Annotated in this window: 21 protein-coding genes and 1 pseudogene; 12 read left to right on the top strand and 10 right to left on the bottom strand. The window is 72.3% G+C overall.

What is annotated here, in order from left to right:
* The first annotated feature begins 293 nt into the window (after positions 1 to 293).
* The 4 genes from JK361_RS30470 (at position 294) to JK361_RS30455 (ending at position 4,167) form a co-directional block, all read left to right on the top strand.
* On the top strand, positions 294 to 908 hold the full coding sequence (locus tag JK361_RS30470; protein WP_201824269.1) for a DUF1326 domain-containing protein: 615 nt from the start codon (positions 294 to 296) through the stop codon (positions 906 to 908).
* Positions 905 to 1,663 carry a DUF2182 domain-containing protein gene (locus JK361_RS30465; RefSeq protein WP_307787356.1) on the top strand — a complete coding sequence of 253 codons (759 nt, stop codon included), beginning with the start codon at positions 905 to 907 and terminating at the stop codon, positions 1,661 to 1,663. Before JK361_RS30470 ends, JK361_RS30465 begins: the two co-directional genes overlap by 4 nt.
* A 420-nt stretch (positions 1,664 to 2,083) precedes the next feature.
* Positions 2,084 to 3,562 carry a sialidase family protein gene (locus JK361_RS30460; protein WP_201824265.1) on the top strand — a complete coding sequence of 493 codons (1,479 nt, stop codon included), beginning with the start codon at positions 2,084 to 2,086 and terminating at the stop codon, positions 3,560 to 3,562.
* A gap of 92 nt (positions 3,563 to 3,654) precedes the next feature.
* Positions 3,655 to 4,167, top strand: coding sequence for a GNAT family N-acetyltransferase (locus JK361_RS30455; protein WP_307787355.1), 513 nt, complete (start codon positions 3,655 to 3,657; stop codon positions 4,165 to 4,167).
* A 64-nt stretch (positions 4,168 to 4,231) separates the two neighbouring features.
* Here the strand turns inward: JK361_RS30455 and JK361_RS30450 are convergent, their stop codons facing one another.
* Positions 4,232 to 4,882 (bottom strand): HAD family hydrolase, encoded by a 651-nt coding sequence (locus tag JK361_RS30450; protein ID WP_201824263.1) that lies wholly within the window; start codon positions 4,880 to 4,882, stop codon positions 4,232 to 4,234.
* Between the two features lie 245 nt (positions 4,883 to 5,127).
* On the opposite strand from JK361_RS30450, the gene JK361_RS30445 reads away from it, so the two are divergent.
* The 3 genes from JK361_RS30445 (at position 5,128) to JK361_RS30435 (ending at position 9,508) form a co-directional block, all read left to right on the top strand.
* Positions 5,128 to 6,621: a hypothetical protein gene (locus JK361_RS30445; protein ID WP_201824262.1), complete on the top strand. Its 1,494-nt coding sequence runs from the start codon at positions 5,128 to 5,130 to the stop codon at positions 6,619 to 6,621.
* A gap of 122 nt (positions 6,622 to 6,743) precedes the next feature.
* A complete protein-coding gene (locus JK361_RS30440; protein WP_201824260.1) occupies positions 6,744 to 8,048 on the top strand; it encodes an AAA family ATPase in 1,305 nt (434 codons plus the stop codon).
* Between the two features lie 155 nt (positions 8,049 to 8,203).
* A complete protein-coding gene (locus tag JK361_RS30435; RefSeq protein WP_201824258.1) occupies positions 8,204 to 9,508 on the top strand; it encodes a vWA domain-containing protein in 1,305 nt (434 codons plus the stop codon).
* Between the two features lie 110 nt (positions 9,509 to 9,618).
* On the opposite strand, the gene JK361_RS30430 is transcribed toward JK361_RS30435, so the two are convergent.
* The 5 genes and pseudogenes from JK361_RS30430 to JK361_RS30415 all read right to left on the bottom strand — a co-directional run bounded on the left by JK361_RS30430 (position 9,619) and on the right by JK361_RS30415 (position 13,498).
* Complete coding sequence (locus JK361_RS30430) at positions 9,619 to 10,200, bottom strand: GNAT family N-acetyltransferase (RefSeq protein ID WP_201824256.1); 582 nt, start codon at positions 10,198 to 10,200, stop codon at positions 9,619 to 9,621.
* Between the two features lie 201 nt (positions 10,201 to 10,401).
* Entirely contained in the window at positions 10,402 to 10,794 is a 393-nt protein-coding gene (locus JK361_RS30425) for a VOC family protein (RefSeq protein ID WP_201824254.1), read from the bottom strand.
* A pseudogene (locus JK361_RS41555) lies at positions 10,791 to 11,094 on the bottom strand (ArsR/SmtB family transcription factor). The gene JK361_RS30425 and the pseudogene JK361_RS41555 overlap by 4 nt, the downstream one beginning before the upstream one ends.
* A gap of 101 nt (positions 11,095 to 11,195) precedes the next feature.
* A complete protein-coding gene (locus tag JK361_RS30420) occupies positions 11,196 to 12,203 on the bottom strand; it encodes an amidohydrolase family protein (protein WP_201824252.1) in 1,008 nt (335 codons plus the stop codon).
* 341 nt (positions 12,204 to 12,544) lie between these two features.
* On the bottom strand, positions 12,545 to 13,498 hold the full coding sequence (locus JK361_RS30415; protein ID WP_201824250.1) for an immunity 49 family protein: 954 nt from the start codon (positions 13,496 to 13,498) through the stop codon (positions 12,545 to 12,547).
* 311 nt (positions 13,499 to 13,809) lie between these two features.
* On the opposite strand from JK361_RS30415, the gene JK361_RS30410 reads away from it, so the two are divergent.
* Together JK361_RS30410 and JK361_RS30405 are read left to right on the top strand one after the other, a co-directional pair.
* Positions 13,810 to 14,124, top strand: a complete 315-nt coding sequence (locus JK361_RS30410; RefSeq protein ID WP_201824248.1) for a DUF7336 domain-containing protein — start codon at positions 13,810 to 13,812, stop codon at positions 14,122 to 14,124.
* A 91-nt stretch (positions 14,125 to 14,215) separates the two neighbouring features.
* Positions 14,216 to 14,725 (top strand): DinB family protein, encoded by a 510-nt coding sequence (locus JK361_RS30405; protein ID WP_201824336.1) that lies wholly within the window; start codon positions 14,216 to 14,218, stop codon positions 14,723 to 14,725.
* A gap of 66 nt (positions 14,726 to 14,791) precedes the next feature.
* On the opposite strand, the gene JK361_RS30400 is transcribed toward JK361_RS30405, so the two are convergent.
* On the bottom strand, positions 14,792 to 15,301 hold the full coding sequence (locus JK361_RS30400; RefSeq protein WP_201824246.1) for a DUF3995 domain-containing protein: 510 nt from the start codon (positions 15,299 to 15,301) through the stop codon (positions 14,792 to 14,794).
* On the bottom strand, positions 15,298 to 15,654 hold the full coding sequence (locus tag JK361_RS30395; RefSeq protein WP_201824244.1) for a DUF6191 domain-containing protein: 357 nt from the start codon (positions 15,652 to 15,654) through the stop codon (positions 15,298 to 15,300). The genes JK361_RS30400 and JK361_RS30395 overlap by 4 nt, the downstream gene beginning before the upstream one ends.
* Before the next feature lie 441 nt (positions 15,655 to 16,095).
* Between JK361_RS30395 and JK361_RS30390 the strand changes: the two genes are divergently transcribed.
* A complete protein-coding gene (locus JK361_RS30390; RefSeq protein WP_201824242.1) occupies positions 16,096 to 16,641 on the top strand; it encodes a putative immunity protein in 546 nt (181 codons plus the stop codon).
* Between the two features lie 194 nt (positions 16,642 to 16,835).
* Here JK361_RS30390 and JK361_RS30385 read toward each other — a convergent pair whose 3' ends face one another.
* Positions 16,836 to 17,708, bottom strand: coding sequence for an SDR family oxidoreductase (locus JK361_RS30385; protein ID WP_372448760.1), 873 nt, complete (start codon positions 17,706 to 17,708; stop codon positions 16,836 to 16,838).
* A 61-nt stretch (positions 17,709 to 17,769) separates the two neighbouring features.
* Between JK361_RS30385 and JK361_RS30380 the strand changes: the two genes are divergently transcribed.
* Entirely contained in the window at positions 17,770 to 18,270 is a 501-nt protein-coding gene (locus tag JK361_RS30380; protein ID WP_236053806.1) for a MarR family winged helix-turn-helix transcriptional regulator, read from the top strand.
* Between the two features lie 136 nt (positions 18,271 to 18,406).
* Here JK361_RS30380 and JK361_RS30375 read toward each other — a convergent pair whose 3' ends face one another.
* Entirely contained in the window at positions 18,407 to 19,630 is a 1,224-nt protein-coding gene (locus JK361_RS30375) for a saccharopine dehydrogenase family protein (protein WP_201824238.1), read from the bottom strand.
* Positions 19,631 to 19,753: 123 nt separating this feature from the next.
* Here JK361_RS30375 and JK361_RS30370 point away from each other — a divergent pair, with 123 nt between their 5' ends.
* The gene (locus tag JK361_RS30370; RefSeq protein ID WP_201824231.1) at positions 19,754 to 20,518 is read left to right on the top strand and encodes a TetR/AcrR family transcriptional regulator; all 765 of its coding nucleotides are present in this window, start codon (positions 19,754 to 19,756) and stop codon (positions 20,516 to 20,518) included.
* Positions 20,519 to 20,872 lie beyond the last annotated feature (354 nt).

Raw genomic sequence — 20,872 nt, 5'->3', positions numbered from 1 at the left:
AAGCGGACCTCCTGCTCATCGAGGTGCACGACGCGGGCCAGACCCCACCGCATCCCCGGACAGTCGGACCGTACGACGAAAGCCTGCCGGAACCCGCCTTCTCGCACGGATCCTCCCCACACAGAGATGATCCGGTGCCTGCCCCGGTCCCGGTGAGGGCGGGGCCACCGCCCTCCGGACTGCGCACCGGGGGGCGTCGGGAATAGCCTGGAGAAGAGCGGCACCGGCACGGGACGGACCCTCCCGATGCTGTCCCTTCCCCGCGGGGGGACGCGAAACAGGGAGACGGAACCATGCCCTGGAATCTGAACGGCACGTACCTGGAAAGCTGCAACTGCGACGCTGTGTGCCCCTGCACCACCTCCGGCCTGACCGCGCCGGCCGACCACGAGCGCTGCCAGGTGACCCTGGCCTTCCACGTGGACGACGGAAACATCGACGGCGTGGACGTGTCCGACCGCAGCGTCGCCGTCTTCGTCGACGCGCCCCAGGTGATGGCCGACGGCGGCTGGCAGGTGGCGCTGTACGTCGACGCCTCGGCCGACGACGGTCAGGCGGAGGCGCTGGGCAAGGTCTTCTCCGGCCAGGCCGGCGGGCCGATGGCGGCGCTGGCACCGCTCATCGGCGAGGTCCTCGGCGTGGAGCGGACCCCCATCGACTACCGCGACGAAGGCCGCCGCCACGCCGTCCGGATCGGCGACGCCATCGACATCGAGATCGAGGACCAGGTCGCCCCGCAGTACGGCGACGACGGTCCCGTGATGGGTCTGACCGGGATGTTCCACCCGGCGAGCAGCACCCTGACGATCGCCCGCTCCACCCGGGCGACGGGCAACGGCGTGTACGGCCGGACCTGGGACTTCACCGGCGGCAACGGCCACTCGGCGCCCTTCACATGGTCCGCGTGAGCGGCGGGCCGGCCGTCGCCCGCCACCGGACGGCTCCCGCCGGGCTGCTGCTGGTCGCGGCGGCCGCCGCCTGGGTCTGGCTGGTGACGCGCTGGGGCGGTATGGAGGCCACGCCCGGCACCATGGGCCTGAACCCGCCCCTCTTCCTGGGCGTGTGGACGCTGATGATCGCCGCGATGATGCTGCCCGCCACGGCGGCCGTCGCCGCCCTGTACGCACGCACCATCACCGCGCACCGCGTCTCACGCATGGCCGTCTTCACGGCCGCCTATGTGCTCGTCTGGGCCGCGGCGGGCCTGCCTGCGTACGCGCTGTCCGTCGGCCTGGGCCGGGCGGCGAACCTTCCCCCGCAGGCGGGGACCGCGGTGGCCGCGGCCGTGTTCGCGGTCAGCGGCGTCTACCAGCTCACCCCCCTGAAGGACCGCTGCCTGGCGAAATGCCGGTCTCCGCTCGGGATGATGCTGCGCTACGCCTCGTATCCGGGGCCCTCACGCGATCTGCGTGCCGGCGCCCACCACGGGGTGTTCTGCCTGGGCTGCTGCTGGTCGCTGATGGCGCTGCTGGCGGTGTTCGGCGTGATGAACCTGTGGGCCATGGTGGTCCTCACCGCCGTGATCACCGTCGAGAAACTGGCTCCGGCCGGGCAGCTGGTGGCCCGGGGCGTGGGCATCGCCTCGATCGCCCTGGCCGTCGCCGTCTTCTGGGTCCCGGCCCTGGCCCCGGGCCTCACCGGCGGCGGCATGACCGGGATGTGAGCCGTCCTCGCGGACGCCGGGTGACAGCCGAGCCGTTCCCGCCGAGGTGCCGGGTCCGGCGCTGCTGCAAGATCGTCGGCGAGCAGCCGCAGCTCGCCGGCCTCGGCCGACCGCGTGTCTTGACGGGGCGTCAGCGCGAGCCGAAATGGGCGCGGACGTGAGTCGCTCCGCGGCCGCGCGTCGCCAGGGCGGCACCACACCCGGGACTCCGCCGTCCCGGACGTGAGCCGGCCCGCGGCTGCGCGCAGCCGTGACAGTGCCACACCCGGGACTCCGCCGTCCGGCCCATCAAGACCAGCGATCACGACGCCGAAAGAGATCGAGCGGAGCCTCCTTGCGGGCGTTCCGGCATGACCCTGCGCCGACGCAGCCCCGACACCTGCGGTGCCGCCGGCGGCCGAGGCCCAGAGGAGACCCTGCATGCCCGTACGCCTGCCCATCACCGCCGCTGCCGCCGGCGCCGCGCTCCTGCTCACCGCGGTCACCGGTACGACTCCTGCCGCGGCCGACCACGTCCGCGGCGGTGCACGGCTGGACAGGGTGACCTTCGGTGACCCGTACGCCGACTGCACCATCGGCGCGAGGTCCCCCGACAGCGTCGTCTACCCCGGCACCGAGGTCGAGCCGTACCTCTCCGTCGACCCGCGTGATCCGAACCGCGTGGTCACCGTGTTCCAGCAGGACCGCTGGTCCGACGGCGCCGCGCGCGGACTGGCGGCCTCCTGGACCAAGGACGGCCGCACCTTCCACGAGAACACGCTGCCTTTCAGCGCCTGCGCCCCCGGCGGCGCGGACTTCGAGCGGGCCTCCGACCCCTGGGCGAGCACCGGGCCGGACGGCACCGTCTACGCCAGTGGCGAGGGCGTCGACTACACGAAGAGCACGCGCAGCGCCCTCCTGACCGTCACGTCCCGAGACGGCGGCCGCACCTGGCGGAATCTCACCACCACGCACGTCGACGAGGAACCGTTCTTCAACGACAAGCCCTCCATCACCGCCGACCCGGTCCGCAGGGGCACGGCCTACCAGGTGTGGGACCGGCTCGACAACGACCCTCCGGGCCCCAGCTCGCTCGACGGTCCGGGCTACATCTCCCTCACCCGGGACGGGGGCCGCACCTGGAGCGAGGCACGCCTGTTCGTCGATACCAGCGCCGTGCCCGACACGCAGACGATCGGCCATGTGATCGTCGTCGACCCGCGCACCGGCACGCTGTACGACTTCTTCGACCAGATCACCCATTCCGCCGACCTGAGCACCGTCATCGAGGCCCACTACGCCGTGGTGACCTCGACCGACGGCGGCGAGACCTGGAGCGCTCCGACCACCGTGGCCCGGGACACCTCCGTGCCGGAGGTCGATCCGAACGACCCCGCCAAGACACTGCGCGCGGGGTCCACGCTGCCCAGCCCGGCCATCGATCCGCGGACCGGCGCGCTGTACATGGCCTACGAGGGCTCGGACTTCTCCGGCGGCGCGTACGACTCCGTCCAACTGGTGCGCTCCACCGACGGCGGGCGCACCTGGAGCCGGACTCCGGCGCTCATCAGTCCCAAGGGCGTGCCGGCCTTCTCACCGTCGATCGCGGTCGAGAAGCGGGGCAACGTCGCGCTCACCTACTACGACCTGCGCTTCCTCAAGCCCGGCAACACGACCACCCTGCCCACCGCCTACCAGCTGGCCACTCTGGCGCACGGTGACCCGCGCCTGCGCTCCGAGCGCCGCATCTCCCGGATCTTCGACTGGCTGGAGGCGCCCGACGCCGGGGGCTACTTCCTCGGCGACTACCAGGGCCTGGCCGCAGCCGGCGACGGGGTACGGGCAGTGCTGACGGAGACCAACTCCGGGGCTCCGCGGAACCGCACGGACGTGTACAGCGGCAGCCTGCGGACGCGCTGACGGTGCTGGAGCCGGTGTGGCGGCTCTGCGGCCCGTGCCGTCCGAGGCGTCGCACGGCTTGACGCGGCCGGACGCAATGCCAAGATCGGCTCGTGAACGACATACGCTTCCGTACGGCTGCCGACGCCGACCTTCCCACCCTCGTCCGCCTGCGCGACGATGCCGCCCGCTGGATGAACTCCCGGGGCACCACCGGCCAGTGGCAGCCCGGCGAACTGGAGGAGGACCACTTTCGCCGGATCATGGAGCACGGGGAGATCTGGGTCGCGGAAGTACACGGCCGTACGGTCGGGGCCTGGGAACTGTGGTGGGAGGACCCCGAGGCCTGGGGCCCACAGCCCCCGACGGCCGGCTACGTGCATCGCCTCATGGTGGACCATGCCGCCGTCCGGCCGGGAACGGGACGACAGCTCCTGACGGCCGCCGAGCGCCGCGTGGCCGAGGCGGGCCGCACCCTGTCGCGCCTCGACTGTCTGGCGGGCAACGATCGTCTGACCGCGTACTACCTCGGCGCCGGCTACCGGGTCGTCGGCCACAAGGAGGGCAAGCCCCAGCCCGGTGGCACGGCCAAGTCGTTCACGCTGCTCGAGAAGCCCGTCCCGTGAGCCGGCCGGGCAGGCGGGCGGCAGGCGGCCCCCCTGTTTCCGGGAGCGACGCCGCGGGACCACGTCACATCTCGCGCAGCAGCGTGGGCAACTTGCGCATGTCGTGGAAGACGACGGTGTCCGGGCCTTCGAGGCGTTCCGCCGGGGTGAGTCCGCCGGCGTAGCCGAGAGCGCGCATGCCGGCGGCGCGCGCGGCCTGGACCCCGGGGCGGCTGTCCTCGACCACCACACACGCGGCCGGGGCGACGCCCATCCGCTCGGCGGCGTACAGGAACAAGTCGGGAGCCGGCTTGCCGCGCGCCACTTCCGTGGAGCTGTGGATCCGGCCCTCGAATCGCTCGTACAGGCCGGTGCGGCCCAGGGTGTGGCGCATCTTCTCGTGCGTGCCGCTGGACGCCACACAGGTCGGCAGCGTGATCTCGTCCAGCGCTTCCGGCAGACCCGCGACCGGGGTCAGGCCGGTGTCCACCGCGTCACGGTGCAACCGCTCGAACCGCTCCGCCCAGACCGCGGCCGTCGCCTGCCCGAGCCGCTCGGTGACCTGCTCGCGGATGGCGGCGTGCGAACGCCCGATGAACCGGGCCACCACCTCGTCCTCGGTGAGCGGCCAGCCCAGTTCGGCACCGAGAGCCACCTGGACCCGGACGGCAATGCGCTCGCTGTCGACGAGGACCCCGTCGCAGTCGAATATCACCAGTTCAATCGGCTTGATCATCCCCGTAGCGTAGAACGCTCCCGAATGCCCTGCGCCGCAGTGGAGTTGAGGGCCCGCTTCCGTGCGTCGTGCCGCAGTGCGTCGTGCCGGTCGAGCCGTGGGACCGGCCGCAGCCGCTGCCGCCGCTCCGGAAGGGGGCGATCACTAAGCGGGAGACAGATCGTCCACGGTGTGGTTACCATGCCGGAGATGAAGAACTTCTCCTCATGCGGATTGGGGGAATCGTTCGCGCAAGGTGAGTGCTGATGGCACATCACCCCGCGAACGGGATTCCACCCCGCCTCCTGATGTGGCAGCGCGTCCGCGAGTACGCCGTGCCACCGTCCATGATCGAAATCGCGACCGCACGGCGTGCCGTAGGTGACTGGGCCGGTGCCTGCGCCGCCGCTCGGATCGACGTCGATTTCGATCTCCGTGCCGTGCGCGACCGCCACGGCTCCGATGTCACCAACCACCTTCGTACGGACCTGCGTCGGCTGACGCCCGACCTGCTCCGCTGGCACATGCCCCGGATCCTGCCGGACGGGCGGCTGAGGCCCGGCCTCACCATCGCCCTGGCCCACTACCGGAGTTCGGGCGGCACCCCCCTGCAACTCGTGGTGCGGACCCCACCGGTCCGGGCGGACGCCGGTCAGCGGATGTCCCTGGCCCTCTGGCAGGGGCCCGGCGACGATGCCGCCGCGCACCATCCTCACCCGCATCCCGACCGGCGTTTCCGCCTCGACCTGCACCGGCATCTCTGGGACCGGGAGCGGAGCGGAGAACTGGCGCGCAGGTGCGGCGCAGACGCGACACCGGCCCTGGCATCCTCCGCACGGTCCCTTGTCGCCGGCCGCCCAGTCCTCCCCGGCCCGGCACCCGGAGCCGCCGCTCACGACGCCTCGTGGGCGGTGGAGAACTGGGCCGCCGAGGCCGAGTTGCTGCTACGAGCCGAGGGACGCCCCCGCGGGGCGTTCACGGTGCGACTGGGGGCGCGAAACCGCGCCGTACTCGAACTCGTCGCCCCCGACGACAGCCACGCCCCGTCGCTGCGGCCACCGCGCGAGACGTTGCCGCAGCAGGAGATCGCCGCGCTTCCGGTACTGCCGGAGGCGGCGGCCCGTATCCCCCCGGATCTGGAACTGCTGCGAGCCGGGCTGGTCCCGGCCGGGCGGCTGCACCCCCTCGTCGCCGCGGCACTGGCCCGGTTCGCCGCGGCACCCGCGGCCGGCCCCGCCCCGGAGCCCGGTGATCCGCACCGGGTGGAATGCCGGGGCGAGGTCCACCGGATCGCCCTGCGGGACGGGGTGCTCACGGCGATCGATCACGACCCGGTCGAACTGCGCCGCGAGGACCTGCTGGTGGCGCTCGGCGGTCCGGCGCTGCCCTGCCTGCGGGCGATCGACTTGGTCCACCGCAGCCCGGAGGCCCTGCCCGCCGTCCGGGAGCGGCTGTGCCACGGTGACATCACGGGGGCGCTGACCGTGGTCGAGGGGTTGCTCGGTCCAGGGGCGGTGCTGCGCGACGGCCCGCTCCGGGTGGTGCTGGAGTCGGCCGCGGCCCGCCGCCTCGACCACGGACTCTTCCGCGCCGGCCTGGTCGCCGAACACCCCGCCGCCGATGCGGGAGAGGACCGCAACGCCTCGGGCACCGGGTACCCGGAGGTGGACCACCGCCCCCGGCTCGACCGCCGTGCGCCCGCCGCGATGCACCGCAAACAGACCAGCCGGGCCCGGCCCCGCACCGGCCTGCACCGCTGACCCACGCGCCTGTCGGCCCGCAACCAACTTCCGCACGAACGGCGCCTGCCGTGCGCCCTGCACACACGACATCGGGAACGGCCCGGCCCGCTCCCTTCCCTCCCCATACCCAGGTGATGACCATGACCTCCAGCACCCTCCTGCCCACCCCAGCCCCGGCCGCCGACGAGCCCGCAGCCGGCTCCGCGGCCGCGCCCGGAACCGGCACCCAACTCGCCCTCGCCGGCGACCTGCTGGCCCTCCTGCGGACGACCACCACGGAGCCGCGCCCCGACGAACAGCTCGAAGCACTCACCCTGGCCGTCGCTGCCGACCTGCCCGTGCTGCTCTGGGGCGAGCCCGGCATCGGCAAGACCGCGGCCCTGACCCAGCTCGCCGCCTCCCTGGACCTGCCGCTCACGACCGTGATCGCCAGCGTCCACGAGCCGTCCGACTTCTCCGGACTGCCCATCGTCGGCGACGACCCGGCGGTGCAGGGGGTGCCGATGGCGCCGCCGCAGTGGGCCGTGGAACTCGTCCGCGCCGGGCGGGGGCTCCTCTTCCTCGACGAACTCTCCACCGCCACCCCGGCCGTCCAGGCCGCACTGCTCCGGGTCGTCCTGGAGCGGAAGGTCGGTGCGCTGCAACTGCCGCCGGGCGTGCGGATCGTGGCCGCCGCCAACCCGCGCGCCTCGGCGGCGGACGGGTGGGAGCTGAGCCCGCCCTTGGCCAACCGGTTCGTGCACCTGCACTGGGTGCACGACCGGGAGGTGGTGGTGCGCGGCCTCGGCGGGGTCTGGCCCCGGGCGGAACTGCCCCGGCTCGTGCCGCAGCGGCTGCCGGAAGCGGTGGCCTACGCCCGGCGCGCGGTCTGCGGCTTCCTGGAGGCCCGGCCGACACTGATCCACCGGCTGCCGAGCACCGAGACGCGGCGCGGCGGTGCCTGGCCCTCGCCCCGCAGCTGGGAGGCGGCCATGACCCTGCTGGCCTTCGGCACGGCCGCCTCGGTCTCCCGGGAGGTACTGGCGTCGCTGGTGCGGGGCGCGGTGGGGGACGGGCCGGGGCTCGAACTCCTCGCCCATCTGGACCGGATGGACCTGCCCGACCCGGAGTCACTGCTGGCCGATCCCGCCACCGCCGAGCTGCCGGCGCGGGGCGACCTGAGGCAGGCGGCGCTGGAGGCGGTGGTGGCCGCCGTCGGGGCACGGCCGTCGAAGCAGCGCTGGGAGGCGGGATGGGCGGTCGTCGTCCGGGCCCTGGAAACCGGCGCCCCGGATCTCCTGGTCGGCCCAGCGGCAGTGCTCGCCTCACTGCGACGCGACGACTGGACGACACCGGAAGCGGTGGAGCGGCTCGCCGGAGTGATCGGCCTCGCCCGACGCGCGGACGAGTCCGTGGAGCGGGTCGCCGCGCGCGCCACCGGGCGAGCCACGGGAGCGCGCCGATGACGGGGGCTGCCGGGCGCGGGAAGGGAGGCGCGCCGATGACGGGGGCTGCTGGGCGGGCGGTGGAGGGTGCGCCGAACACGGGGGCTGCCGGGGTGGTGGTGGAGGGTGCACGGGTGACGGGGGCTGCCAGGCGCCCGCGCCCGGTGCCACGCCCCATGCCCCCGCCCCCGCCGCCGCGTCCGGTGCGGGGCACCCTGCCGGGGCGGGCGGCCGGCTCCGGCGGGCCGGAAGACCCGCCGGGGCTGCCGCTGGACCTGGACAAGCTGCTGGCTGCCCGGCTGCACGCGGTGAAGGTGCGCCCGTACCTGGCCAGCGCGCTCTTCGCGCTGCACGTGGTGGAGGACCGTGCGGTGCCCACCATGGCGGTCGACGCGCACTGGCGCTGCTACGTTTCCCCCGGCTTCGTGTCGCGGACCCCGATGGAGGACCTCGCGGGCATCTGGGTGCACGAGGTCTCGCACCTGATCCGGGACCACCACGGGCGAAGCGAGCGGTATGCCCGGGAGACCGGCGAGTACGGGCCCGGCGAGCGGCTGCGGCGGAACATCGCCGCCGACTTCGAGATCAACGACGACATCTACGGGGACGGGCTGCCCGTGCCCTTCGGCGCGGTGCGCCCGTCGCTGCTGCGGCTGCCCGACGGACTGCTGATGGAGGAGTACCTGCGCACGGCGTCGATGTCCGGGACGGCCGCGGAACTGGCCTGGCTGGACTGCGGCAGCGGTGCCGACGGCCGGCCCCGGCCGTGGGAGCTGGGACCCGACGGCGCACATGGGCTGAGCAGGCAGCAGCGCGACGCGGTCCGCTTCCGGGTCGCCGAGGCCATCAAGGGCCGGCCGGGCGACGCGCCGGAGGGGTGGCGCCGCTGGGCGGACGAGGTGTTCCATCCGCCGCAGCCGTGGCGGCAGCTGCTGGGAGCGGCGGTGCGCTCCGCGGCGGCCGCACCGGGAACGGGCGACAACCACAGCTATCGGCGTCCGTCGCGGCGTTCGGCCGGCCTTCCCGGGGTGCTGCTGCCGAGCCTGCGCCGTACGCCGCCCCGGGTCTGCGTCGTGATCGACACCTCCGGGTCGGTGAGCGACGCCGAGCTGGGCAGCGCGCTGCTGGAGGTGGCGGCGATCTCCCGGACGGTGGGAGGGCGCCGTGACCTGATCTCGGTGATCTCCTGCGACGCCGCGGCCGGGATCGCCGTACCGCTCTGCCGCGCCGAGAGCATCGAACTGATCGGCGGCGGGGGAACGGATCTGCGCTCGGGGTTCGCCCGTGCGCTGCACGCCCGGCCGCGTCCGGACGTGATCGTCGCCCTCACGGACGGTCAGACACCCTGGCCCTCCGCGCAGCCGCCCTGCCGCACCGTCGTCGGCCTCTTCCCCCGCCCGGGCCGGCCCACGAACGAGAACGACCCCGACTACGTACCGGACACCCCACCGTCCTGGGCACGGGTCGTCGTCATCGGCTGAGCGGCCGGGGCGCCCCCTGCCGCGCCGGCCACCGGCCCCGGAACGGGCGGCGGACCAGGCGGACGAGGACGCGCCGGCCGGCCCGGGACAGCACAGCTAGGCCTTGTCCGTCACGACGTGGTCTGCCGTTCCGGCCACTCGCGGGCGAGGATCGCGTAGACGTACTCGCTGCCCCAGCGGTCTTCGTCCAGGTCGCTCTCGACCAGATGCGCCTCGTGACGCATGCCGAGACGCTCGCACACACGCGCCGACGCGGTGTTGAGGGCATCGAGCCGGGCGTAGACCCGGTGAGCGCCCAACTGGCCGAAGGCCAGCGAGGTCAGGGCACGCGCCGCCTCGGTGGCGTAGCCCTGCCCGGCGTACCGCGGGTCGAAGACCCAGCCGATCTCGGCCTGCCGGGCGCGCGCGTTCGCGAGAGTGAGGACGACTTCGCCGATGACGCCCGGTTCGCCGGCCCGGCACACGGCCAGCAGGAGCCCGTCGCCGTCGGCCTGCCAAGCGGTCCCGCCGGCCCGGGCGGCGATGGACTCGGCACAGCTCTCGCGGGTGAGCGGAGGGCGGTAGAGGAAGCGCGCGACCTCCGGCAGGGACTGGTACGCGTACCGGTCGTCGACGTCATCCGGCGTGAACAGCCGCAGAACCAGCCGTTCGGTGGCGATGGTTGCCGGGATGCGCTGTGAGACAGCGGTCATCGAATCTCCCCCGTGTGTTCTCGACGATCGGCCCGGACAGCGTAGTCATCGACCGCCGGCAACCTCGACCGGATATTCACCCCTGCCCGGTGATGGTTCGCGGTCCTGGCACGGAGGCGGCGGGACCGCGCGGGGCGGTCGGCCGACGAGCGGGAGCCCACCGCCACGGCCGGGCCGGCGGCCGAAGCCGCCGCTGTCCGGCTACTGCGGCTGTGTGGCGATCTGGATCAGGTTGCCGCAGGTGTCGTCGAAGACGGCGGTGGTGACGGGGCCCATCTCCATAGGCTCCTGGGTGAAGCGGACACCGAGGCCGCGCAGACGGTCGTACTCCGCCTTCACGTCGTCGACGGCGAACTGGGCGACCGGGATGCCGTCCTGCGCGAGCGCGTCGCGGTAGGGCTTGACGGCCGGATGGCCGGCGGGCTCCAGGAGGAGTTCGGTGCCGCCGGGGTCGTCGGGGGAGACGACGGTGAGCCAGCGGTCCTTCTCGCCCACCGGGACGTCGTACTTCTTCACGAAGCCGAGGACCTCGGTGTAAAAGCGCAGCGCTTTGGCCTGGTCGTCGACGAAGACGCTGGTCAGATGGATCTTCATGGGCTGTTCTCCTCCGCCGCGGATGTGTCGTGCCCCAGCCGGCGCTCGGCTGTCCGCCGTAGGGGGGCTGTGTTCAGGTCGTGGAACTCGTAGCGGCCCTCCCGCCTGGTCTCGACGAGCCCGGCGGCCTCCAGCACGGCGAGGTGCTGGGGGACGGCCTGACACGAGATGCCCCGAGCCGGTGCCTCATGCTCAGTCGCGCGCGGATCTCGAACAGTGTCTGCCCGGACCTCTCCGTGAGCCCGTCGACGATGGCGCGGCGGGTGGGTCGGCCAAGACTCTGCAGAGGTCGTCGGCCACACCCGCAGAATAGGCAAGCGTTCACTTGCCTACCAAGCCGACATGCGGTGAGCGGACTGCCGGTCGGCCCGCTCACCGCGGCCGGCCGTCCAGCCCCCTCTTCACAGTTCGAAGAGCAGTGCCGCGTTGTCGTGGCACACGGCCCGCAGCCAGTCCGTCCCGAGGTCCAGCCGCTCCAGGGCGTGGAGCTGGTGCACGTAGGGATAGGGGAGGTTGGGGAAGTCGGAGCCGAGCAGGAAGCGGTCGCCCAGCTCGGCCAGCCGGGGCAGCGCCCGGCGCGGGAACGGCATGAACCCCTCGGTGAAGTCGGTGAACGCCATGGTCGTGTCCAGCCGGACCTCTCCGTACCGCTCGGCGAGGCGGAGGAACTCCTCGTACTCGGGCATCCCCAGGTGCGCGATGATCAGCCGCAGCCTCGGGTGCCGCGCCATCACTCGCTCTATCGGCCCGGGTCCCGTGTACGCGCCCGGCGCCGGCCCGGAGCCGCAGTGGATCACCACGGGGACCCCCGCCTCGGCCAGTACTCCCCATGCCCGGTGCAGAAGTTCGTCGGCCGGGTCGTACGCCCCGACCTGGACGTGCGCCTTGAACACCCGCGCGCCCGCTTCGACGGCTTCGCGGACGTACGTCTCGACGCCCGGCTCGGGGTAGAGGGTGGCGGTGTGCAGGCAGTCGGGCGTGCGGCGGGCGAAGTCGGCCGCCCACGCGTTCAGCCACGGGGCCATGCCGGGCTTGTGCGGGTAGAGCATCGCGGTGAAGGCACGCACGCCGAACTCCCGTAGCAGAGCGGTTCGTTCGGCCTCGTCCTTCCGGTAGGCGATGGGCCACTCGAGCCGGGCGGTCAGGGGTCCCTGTGCGTCGAAGTAGTCCCAGACCTTGTGCAGCACTCGCTCGGGCATGAAGTGGGTGTGGACGTCGACCAGCCCGGGAAGCCCGAGCCGGCCCCAGAAGCGGCGGACGTCGCCCGCCTCCTCGTCCGGAGCCGCGTCACTCGCGGCCCCCGGCACACCGGGTGCCGTGCTCGTCCCCGGCGACCCGCAACGGTCCGGGGCGTCGTGGGGGAGGTCGGTGTCGGCGGGGGCCACGGGTGCGTTGCGGTGATCATTCATGGCGCCCACGATCGTCCCGGCGCGAGGGTGGGTCCACCCCTTTCCACACGGGGTGCGTGAGGGATCCGTCACCGGCCCGGGGAAGCGAGGCGCCCACCGGGGGTCGGCGGCCGTGCCCGGGGCCGGACATGGCAGCCCGTCGGCGCGACCAGGTCGGGGCCGGAGCAGCGCGTCGCGCAGTGCATGCCGCCCTGCCCCGGATGGAGGGGCCGGCCTGTTTCGGACGGGCCGACCGGGGCCCACGCACCGGCACCCGGTGGCCGGCCGGGCGGCAGAGGCCCTCGAGGTTGCATCAGGGCACGCGGCACCCCTGCGCGGCGATCGAGGGCCTTGCGGTGCGGCTACTTGGCGGCCCAGTACCCCAGGTTGTTGACGCCGATGGCCTCCGCCTGCTGAAGGGCCTGGGGCGAGCCCAGCAGATCGTCGGGCAGGTAGCCGGAGCGGACGCCGAGGTCCCAGCCGTGTGCCTGGACCGCGAGGGTGGCGAGCGCGAGCGCGCCGAGCGGCAGCAGCGAACCGGGTGCGGGGTCGGGCCCCACGCTCTGCCGGTGTTCGACGAGCCGGGCCGTGAGTGCCTGTTCGAAGGCGGTCCGGTCATCGTCGAGGAGCACGCGCAGCAGCCGCTGGTCGGGCGTCAGGGAGTCCGTGGCGTCCAGGCGCCGGGCGGCGCCGGCGCGCTCGTCGGCGTCCGGCTTGCGCAGTGGCACGGTGGGCCAGTCGCGCGGCAGGTGGCCGTCCGCCTCGGTCAGATAGCCGCACAGGGCGTCCATGGCCGCGACATCCCGCGGATCCGACGCCGAGGTCAGCTCCGAGTAGGGCACCCCGTCGCGGATCGCGGGCGCGAAGTCGCCGCGCAGGAGCAGACCGATCACCCGCTCCCAGTCCCACACCAGCCCGCTGACCAGACACATCTCGAAGGCGTCGAGCCACGTCCTCGCGGTCGGAGCCTGGTCGACCGCGTCACCGAAGGCGATGTCCTCGCTGCTGAGCCGCTCGTCGAGGAGAGGGAGGGCAATCTCCTGGTCGCCGTTGGGGAAGCATCCGATGCTCAGCGCCCCCAGAGCGCAGTGCGCCGCGGTCTCCAGCGCGACCCGCGACGCCTCGTCGAGCGCAGGCGCCCGCACCGTGCGCGCGGCGACGTGGTCGAACAGTTCGCCGCCCAGCTGCTTCAGTTTCCGTGGGGACGGGTCGTCGTAGCGCATCGAATGCCACCGCCGCCGGGCCCGTCCGGTGATGTCGTCGAGGGCCTCGGCCATGCGCTGTCCGCTCACTTCATGGCGCGTCACTTCCGGCACGTCTGCCGTCCTTTCGTGATCTTGTTGGCAGGAGGCGGCACGCTATCAGTGACCACGGACAACCCCGGACGGGGCGGGACCGGCTGCCTCGTGCCGGCCGCGCCGTTCCGGCACTCGTGCGGGTTCCTGAGCGACGGCAGCGGCGTGATCGGCGCCGGGAGTGTTCGGTCTCGGGCCCGGATCCGGGTCGGCGCCGCCTGCGGCCGGCTCGACGTGCTGGACGAGCCCGGTGCGGTGGCCGGGATATCCGAACGGCTGCGCGCGGCCTTCCGGCTTGGGGTCAGTTGTGGCGTGCGGGGTAATCTGCGGCGATGACGGTCTACCTCCTGTGGCACATCGGGCACCAGAACGAAGCCGGTGACGACGGCACGACCCTGCATGTCGATGGTCAGACCGTGTACGTCGACGAGCAGGACGGCGACGACGTGAAGCTGCTCGGCGTCTACTCCACCCCGGAGAAGGCCAGGGAGCGTATGCACCGAGCACGGCTGCTGCCCGGCTTCGCCGACGAGCCGGACTGCTTCGTCATCGACGAACACGCGGTCGACGAGGACGAGTGGACCGAAGGCTTCGAGCGCATCCACCGCGACGTCCAGTGCCGTGACCGCACGGGTTCACCGGCTTGAGGCGTGCGCCTCCTCTCCGTGGACCCCCGGCTTCGTGGAACTCCCGGCGGAGTGGGGCGAGTTGAGGGATTCTGGGTAAGTGACCGAAAACATGGGTGAGACGGCTGCCGACAGTGAGGTCAGGGCGCTTCTGCGGGTCTTGGACGGGCAGCGCCGCCACATTCTCGGCATCCTGGACGGGCTTGACGCCAAGGCTCTGCGACGGCCGGTGCTGCCATCCGGATGGCACTGTCTGGGGCTGGTCCAGCACCTCGCGCTGGACGTCGAACGCTTCTGGTTCCGTGCGGTCGTCGCCGGGGACGGGGCGACCATCCGTGGCCTGACGAGCGGCGACGAAGCCTGGAACGTGGCACCGGAAGTGCCGGCCGGTGACGTGTTCGAGGGATACCGGCAGGAGGCGAGGCTCGCCGACGCCGTCATCACCGCCACCCCTGCCGACGCCGCACTGGCCTGGTGGCCTCACGACCTGTTCGGCGAACCGCACCTGCACACCCTTCGCGACGTCCTGCTCCACGTCATCACCGAGACCGCATGCCACGCAGGCCATCTCGATGCGGCACGAGAACTCATCGACGGCCGCCGCTGGCTGGTCCTGACCTAGGGGCTGTCGACGGGGCAGCGAGCCTGCTCTCGGAGCGGTGGGGCCGTGGGCCGGCGGGCTGAGCGATCAGCCTCTGGACGGCGGTGGCGGTCCTGCGTCGGTATCCCTGCGGGACCGGAGGGTGGCGAGAGCGAAGGCCACTCCTCCTGCGATGAACCAGGGGTTCCAGAGGGCCAGCGTCCAAGCCCGCTGCCCCACACTCACCGAGGCGCTCAGGTGCGACGTGTCGGTCAGCAGCAGCACCTCGACACCGATGCCACGGGCCAGCAGGAGCGCGCTGACGCCCCATCCCTGCCACCTCGCCAGCAGAGCGGGAACACCCCGGAGTCTGGACCGGGCAAGCAGCCATGCCAGCAGGGCACCGAGGAGGCAGAGCGCACCCACACCCCACAAACCGGCTACGACGAACCACAGCGGGCGCTCGGCCGCCAGCGGACCGGCGGAGACGCTCAGCCCCACATCGCCGCCCAGGGCCCAGTAGAAGTGCAACCCGGCGAACGCGACCGCCCACCAGCAGGCGAGGCGCCCCCACAGCATGGCCGGTTCCGCCCCCGTGCCCTCCGGTCGGGGTCTCACCGCCGCCCCTCACCGGCATCGCGCCTGTCGGTGCACGGGGCGTCCGCTTCCCGGGGCAACACGATGAACGCGGTGCCCTTGGCCAGGTCGATGCTGGAATGGGGCGGCGCACCGTCGCTCTCGTCGTCCCGCCGCAGCAGCTCCACCCGTCGCTGCTCCAGCTCCACCGTCTTGTTTCCGTTCACGACCGCCGTGAATTCGTCGAAGGCGATGGTCGCCAACGACGGCCCCGAGCGCCTGCGCAGCCACGGGATCAAGCCCAGCCCCGTGAACCATCGCCACGCGCTCTCCACCAGGGCGAACAAGACCAGTAGGCACGCGAACGCCGGGAACGACATAAGCCAGATCGCCACAGATGGTCCCTCAACGTCCGCAATGCGGTCGACCGCTGGGAGGCGGCGGAAGGGCCGGCGTCGTTCTCATCGGACGTGCGGCGTGGGGGAATGCGGGACGCCGGCCACCGATCTCGCGGGCCATGCGCTCTGTCCGGAGCGGCACGGACCGCTCGATCCCCTCGACCGCGGTCGTGGGACCCGTCTCGCTGATTGCCATGGGATCACTGTTCTGGCTCCGCAGCGCGCAGGCATCGGGCGGGCGCATGATCCGCTTCCCCCGTGCGGCGGAGGCGCCGCCGTGGAGATCCACCGCATGGGGGAGTGACATGGGAGCAGGCCGGCTTGGGTCGGACGGCTCGCCAAGGGCTGTACGGCGCGTCGCTGACGGATCCACAGCCGGATCGCGGCGACGGCGACCGTGCCGCCTTGTCGCTCGGTACGGTGGTCGATGATTGATGTATGACGGGTGAAGCGAGCGAGATCGTTCTGAGCAAGCAGGACCTTCGTGAGGTCACTGCGTTCGCTGCGGCGTGCGCGGAGGTGGCACTCGCAATCTTCGAGGCCGATCAGCCGGACGACTCCCGGCCTCGGGACGCTGTCGGTGCGGCGTGGGAGTTCGCCCGTGGTGGCGAGCGCGGGAAGTCTCTGCGCGACACAGCGTCGGCGGCCCTCAAGGCGGCGAAGAACGCGGGTACTTCGGCCGCGCGCGAGGCGGCGTGGGCTGCGATGTCCGCGGCCGGCGCCGCCTATCTGCATCCGTTGGCCAAGGCCACCCAGGTCAAACACATCCTCGGAGCCGCCGCTTACGCGGCCAGAGCGGCCGAACTCGCCGCCGGCGACGATCGGAGCGTTGGTGCCGAACACCTTCAGCGAGCGGTGCGTCGCGTGCATCCGGTCGTCGTTGACGTGCTCAGGCGTTTCCCGGCGCCGCCCGCCGGCGGCGGACGGGTGGGTGAGCTGATCCGTACGCTGGACGCCGACCTTCGTTCACTCACCTCCATGTGAGCCGAGGACGCGACTGATGCACTTCGGGGGCATACACCGAAGACCGGGGCCTTTGTCCAGGAGCGACTGCCGTTCAGCCGGCCTGCCCGTGGCCTCGGGCGTGGCGTCGCCCTGTGGGCCCGTGGCGGCGGTCACGCCGTCCATCCGGGGCATCCCGCCGCGCATGCCCCGGAGCCGACGGGGCGCGGGGCGGGTCAGGAGACCCAGGTGGTGGTGAGGCCCTGCACCGCGGAGCCGTCGAGGTCGGCCAGCTTGGTGCCGACGAAGGTGCGGGCCCAGTCGGTGGTCTGGATGCGGAAAGCGGGCCGGTCGGCGAGGAGGGCCTCCATGACCGACTCCGCCGCCGAGGCCGCGGTCTGGGCGGTGCCGTCCAGGAACTGCTCGACGGTGCGGTCGATGTAGCGGCGCAGGGCGCCGGAGTACGGCCCGGCGTCGATGTCGGCGTCGATGTCGACGCCGATGTTGTTCACGAACTCGGTGGCCACGGCCCCGGGTTCCACGACGGACACGCTCACGCCGAGGGTCCGGGCGACGGGGGCCAGGCTCTCCAGGTAACCCTCGACGGCGAACTTCGCGGCGCAGTACGCCTCGTTGAACGGCTGGCCGATGACGCCGCCGACGCTGGTGACGGTGATCAGGCGGCCGCCGGTGGCGCGCAGGTGCGGCAGCGCGGCCTTGGAGACGTTCAGCACGCCGAAGAAGTTGACCTCCATCACCTTGCGGATGTCTTCGACGGAGTCGTTCTCCAGGGTGCCGAGGTGTCCCGCGCCGGCGTTGTTGACGACGGCGTCCAGGCGGCCGTGGTCGGCGATCACGCCGTCGACGGCGGCGCTGACGGATGCCTCGTCGGTCACGTCGAGCCGGCGGATGTCGAGGTCGACGCCCGCTTCGGAGGCGGCCTTGCGCAGGGCGTCGGCACGGGTGGTGTCGCGCAGGGTGGCGACCGTACGCCAGCCCGCCCGGGCGGCGGCGACGGCGGCGGCGAGGCCGATACCGGAGGAGGTTCCGGTGATCAGGACGGTGCGGGGGGTGCTGGACATGGCGGAGCCTTTCGAGCAGGCGTTTATGTGCGTGCACACACAACATAGCTTTATGTGTGTGCGCACGCAACACGCCTATACTTGATCCATGCCGAAGAAACTTCCCCAGGCCGAGATGCCCGACGCGGACTACGCCTTCTACGGACTGGTCTGGGCCGGCACGGTGATGACCGAGCGCGTGGACCGTGCCCTCGTCAAGGCGCACGACCTCCCGGTCTCGTGGTTCGAGGTGATGCTGTGGCTGGCGTCCAGTCCCGAGCCCGTGCCCGCCTCCGTCCTCGGCAACAGCACCATGCTCAGCCGCAGCCAGGTCTCCCGGGTGGTGGACGCCCTCCAGGGCCGGGGACTGGTGAGCCGTACACCGTCGGAGCGCGACGCGCGGTCGATCGAGGTCTCGCTCACGGCCGAAGGCCGCCGCGTCTTCGAACAGGCCGACGCCACCCGCCGTGAGGCCCTGGCTCCGGTCTTCACCGACCTCCTCGACGAGCGCGACATCGAGGCCCTCGGCACGGTATGGCGCAAGCTCAAGGCGGAGAAGGAGAGGCTGGGGCAGGAACCGGTGACGAGGTCCACCCGGTCACACCGGTGAGTCGCCGGCCGCGGCACCTGCCGCCCGCCACCGGCCGCACCGGCGGGCGGCCGCAGAGTCCCGGGGCTGCCGCTGCCGTGGGCCGCGCCCGTCCCTCGCTCCCCGAACCCGGCGGCGCTCCGTTGCCCCGCCGCCGTCAGCCCTGATCGCGCAGGCCCCACGGCGAGCCGTATTCGACGAGCAGGTCGAGGAAGGGGCGGGGCGGAAGGGCCTCGGGGCCGAGGACACCCTTGCCTGACCAGATGCCGGAGGCGATCAGTTCGAGGGCGACGACCGGGTTGACGGCCGTCTGCCAGACCACGGCCTGGGAGCCGTACTCGCGCATGGACCACTGGTTGTCGACCACGTGGTAGAGGTACACCTCGCGCGGAGCCCCGTCCTTCGTGCCCTTCACCCAGGTGCCCGCACACGTCTTGCCGGTCATCCGCTCGCCAAGGGTGGCCGGGTCGGGCAGGCAAGCGGCGACCACGTCACGCGGAGACACCCCCACGGGACGGTCCTCACCGGGGACGGTGACCTTCGCGGTGGAGTCGAGGCCCAGCTCGTGCAGGGTCTTCAGCTTGGCGATGAAGTCGTCGCCCAGGCCGTACTTGAACGTCACCCTGCGCGCGTCCACCCACCGGGGGATCAGCAGCACCTCCTCGTGTTCCACGTTCACGCACTCGACCGGGCCGATGCCCTCGGGGAAGTCGAAGACCTCCGGCTCGCTGAACGGCGCGGTGGTGAACCAGCCCCGGTCCTTCTCATAGACCACCGGAGGGTTCAGGCACTCCTCGATGGTGGTCCAGATGCTGAAGGAAGGGGCGAAGTCATAGCCCTCCACGGTCAGATTGGCTCCGTCGCGGACGCCGATCTCCTCGATCTCGTCGAAGAGCTCGTCCGCGGCGTACCGGGCGAAGACGTCGGACAGGCCGGGCTCGACCCCCATGCCGACCAGGGCCAGCCGGCCGGAGTCCGCCCACCGGTCCGCCAGCTCGAACTGGTCGTCCCCGAGCTTTACGCCGCACTCCTCGTACGGGCGCTCGGGGTGCGCGGCGGACAGGGACATCGCCATGTCCAGGTAGTGCGCACCCGCCGCGAGTGCCGCACGGAACAGCGGCATCACGAACCGCGGGTCGGTGGCGTTCAGCAGGACGTCGCAGCGCTCCTCCACGAGCAGCCGGCGCACGCCGTCCTCGTCACCGGCGTCCAGACGCCGCGCGCTGAACCGGTCCCCGTGCTCCTTCAGCGCGGAGACGGCCGCCTCGGCCCTGGCCGGGTCGTAGTCCGCCACGATCATGTGGCTCAGGAAACCGCGGCGGGCCGCGATACGGGTGACGGCGGTTCCGACTCCGCCCGCGCCCACGAGCAGTACTCGCATGTCACACACCTTTCTCCTCATGGACTGCCAACGAGATGCCCCGATGCAACGGGACGGCTCCATGTAGAGTCAACTGTGTTGGCATAAGGATTGCCGTCGTGGAGACGGGATGGAGTGGTCGGCATGGCCAAGCAAGTGGTGCCGGAATCGGCGCGGCGCAGGCGCCGGCCGACTCAGCAGGGCACCGTGCTGTCCGAGAGGCTCATCGTGCACACCGCCCTGCGGGTCCTCCGGGAGCACGGCAGTACCGGCCTCACCGCGCGGCGGCTGGGTACGGCGCTCGGCGCCGACCCCAGCACGCTCTACCGCTACTTCGCCGGCATGGACGACCTCACCCGTGCCATCGGCGAGGAGCTGATGGGACAGGCGCTGGACAGCTGGTCGGCGACCGGTGAGTGGCGGACCGACCTGCGCGCCCTCGGGGTCGCCATCCACTCCTCGTACCTAGCCCATCCGCAGGCGGCCGCCCTGACCGCGAGCCGGGTCACCGGCCGTCCCCGGGAGATCGCCGTCGACGAGACGATCCTCGGCATCCTGCGCACCGCCGGCTTCCCGGACCCCACGGCGGTCCGTCTCTACCACGCCTTCATCGACCTGAGCCTCGCCTTCGCCGCGCTCGACGCCGGAGCACTCGCCCTGGCGGAAGAGGCCCGCGCGACGGACGAGGAGATGTGGACCTCCACGTACGCCCGGCTGCCCGCGGACTCCTACCCCCACATCGCCGCCACCGCCCGCCTGCTGGCCGCCCGCATGCCGCACAGCGCCTATCCGGCCGTCCTGGACACCCTGCTGGACAGCGCCGCCGCACAACTGGCCGCCGTACGGCCCACGGCAACGACCCGCAACCGACCCGCCGGCCGCAAACCCCGGCCGGCGGGGGAGAGGTGAAACCGGGCACGGACGGCGGATGCGCCTGACCGTCACGACGGCACAGCGGGTCGAGATGACCTCCACCGCGGATGGCCGCGGCAGTGACGGATCCGAGGAAGACGTACGCCTTTTGGCGCGTTGCGACGGCTCTGAACTGCTTGAGCTTGTTCACGGCCCGTTCTACTGTGTTCCGCGCGGCATAGCGCTGGGTATCCAGGTCGCCTTGGCCGTCCCCATCGACGTTGAGCCGCCGCACCCGCCGGGCACCCGTCACCGGTGTCTGCCACGCGCCCATGTGGACCGTCCTGCCATGCCAGGCGCCATCCTTCGGCAACCCCACGTTGACTGATACAAGGCGTGCCACGTCCGCAC

This window comes from Streptomyces musisoli, assembly GCF_016741855.1.
Classification (GTDB): Bacteria; Actinomycetota; Actinomycetes; order Streptomycetales; family Streptomycetaceae; genus Streptomyces; species Streptomyces musisoli.
Note: the sequence above shows the minus strand (reverse complement) of the source record. Positions and strands in the feature narration are given on the sequence as shown.

What these genes read in the sequence shown, in the direction of transcription:
- JK361_RS30470 (WP_201824269.1), top strand. Translation starts at nt 294, where the DNA reads ATGCCCTGGAATCTGAACGGCACGTACCTGGAAAGCTGCAACTGCGAC.
- JK361_RS30460 (WP_201824265.1), top strand. Translation starts at nt 2,084, where the DNA reads ATGCCCGTACGCCTGCCCATCACCGCCGCTGCCGCCGGCGCCGCGCTC.
- JK361_RS30450 (WP_201824263.1), bottom strand. Translation starts at nt 4,882, where the DNA reads ATGATCAAGCCGATTGAACTGGTGATATTCGACTGCGACGGGGTCCTC.
- JK361_RS30445 (WP_201824262.1), top strand. Translation starts at nt 5,128, where the DNA reads ATGGCACATCACCCCGCGAACGGGATTCCACCCCGCCTCCTGATGTGG.
- JK361_RS30440 (WP_201824260.1), top strand. Translation starts at nt 6,744, where the DNA reads ATGACCTCCAGCACCCTCCTGCCCACCCCAGCCCCGGCCGCCGACGAG.
- JK361_RS30435 (WP_201824258.1), top strand. Translation starts at nt 8,204, where the DNA reads ATGCCCCCGCCCCCGCCGCCGCGTCCGGTGCGGGGCACCCTGCCGGGG.
- JK361_RS30430 (WP_201824256.1), bottom strand. Translation starts at nt 10,200, where the DNA reads ATGACCGCTGTCTCACAGCGCATCCCGGCAACCATCGCCACCGAACGG.
- JK361_RS30425 (WP_201824254.1), bottom strand. Translation starts at nt 10,794, where the DNA reads ATGAAGATCCATCTGACCAGCGTCTTCGTCGACGACCAGGCCAAAGCG.
- JK361_RS30420 (WP_201824252.1), bottom strand. Translation starts at nt 12,203, where the DNA reads ATGAATGATCACCGCAACGCACCCGTGGCCCCCGCCGACACCGACCTC.
- JK361_RS30410 (WP_201824248.1), top strand. Translation starts at nt 13,810, where the DNA reads ATGACGGTCTACCTCCTGTGGCACATCGGGCACCAGAACGAAGCCGGT.
- JK361_RS30405 (WP_201824336.1), top strand. Translation starts at nt 14,216, where the DNA reads ATGGGTGAGACGGCTGCCGACAGTGAGGTCAGGGCGCTTCTGCGGGTC.
- JK361_RS30390 (WP_201824242.1), top strand. Translation starts at nt 16,096, where the DNA reads ATGACGGGTGAAGCGAGCGAGATCGTTCTGAGCAAGCAGGACCTTCGT.
- JK361_RS30380 (WP_236053806.1), top strand. Translation starts at nt 17,770, where the DNA reads ATGCCGAAGAAACTTCCCCAGGCCGAGATGCCCGACGCGGACTACGCC.
- JK361_RS30375 (WP_201824238.1), bottom strand. Translation starts at nt 19,630, where the DNA reads ATGCGAGTACTGCTCGTGGGCGCGGGCGGAGTCGGAACCGCCGTCACC.
- JK361_RS30370 (WP_201824231.1), top strand. Translation starts at nt 19,754, where the DNA reads ATGGCCAAGCAAGTGGTGCCGGAATCGGCGCGGCGCAGGCGCCGGCCG.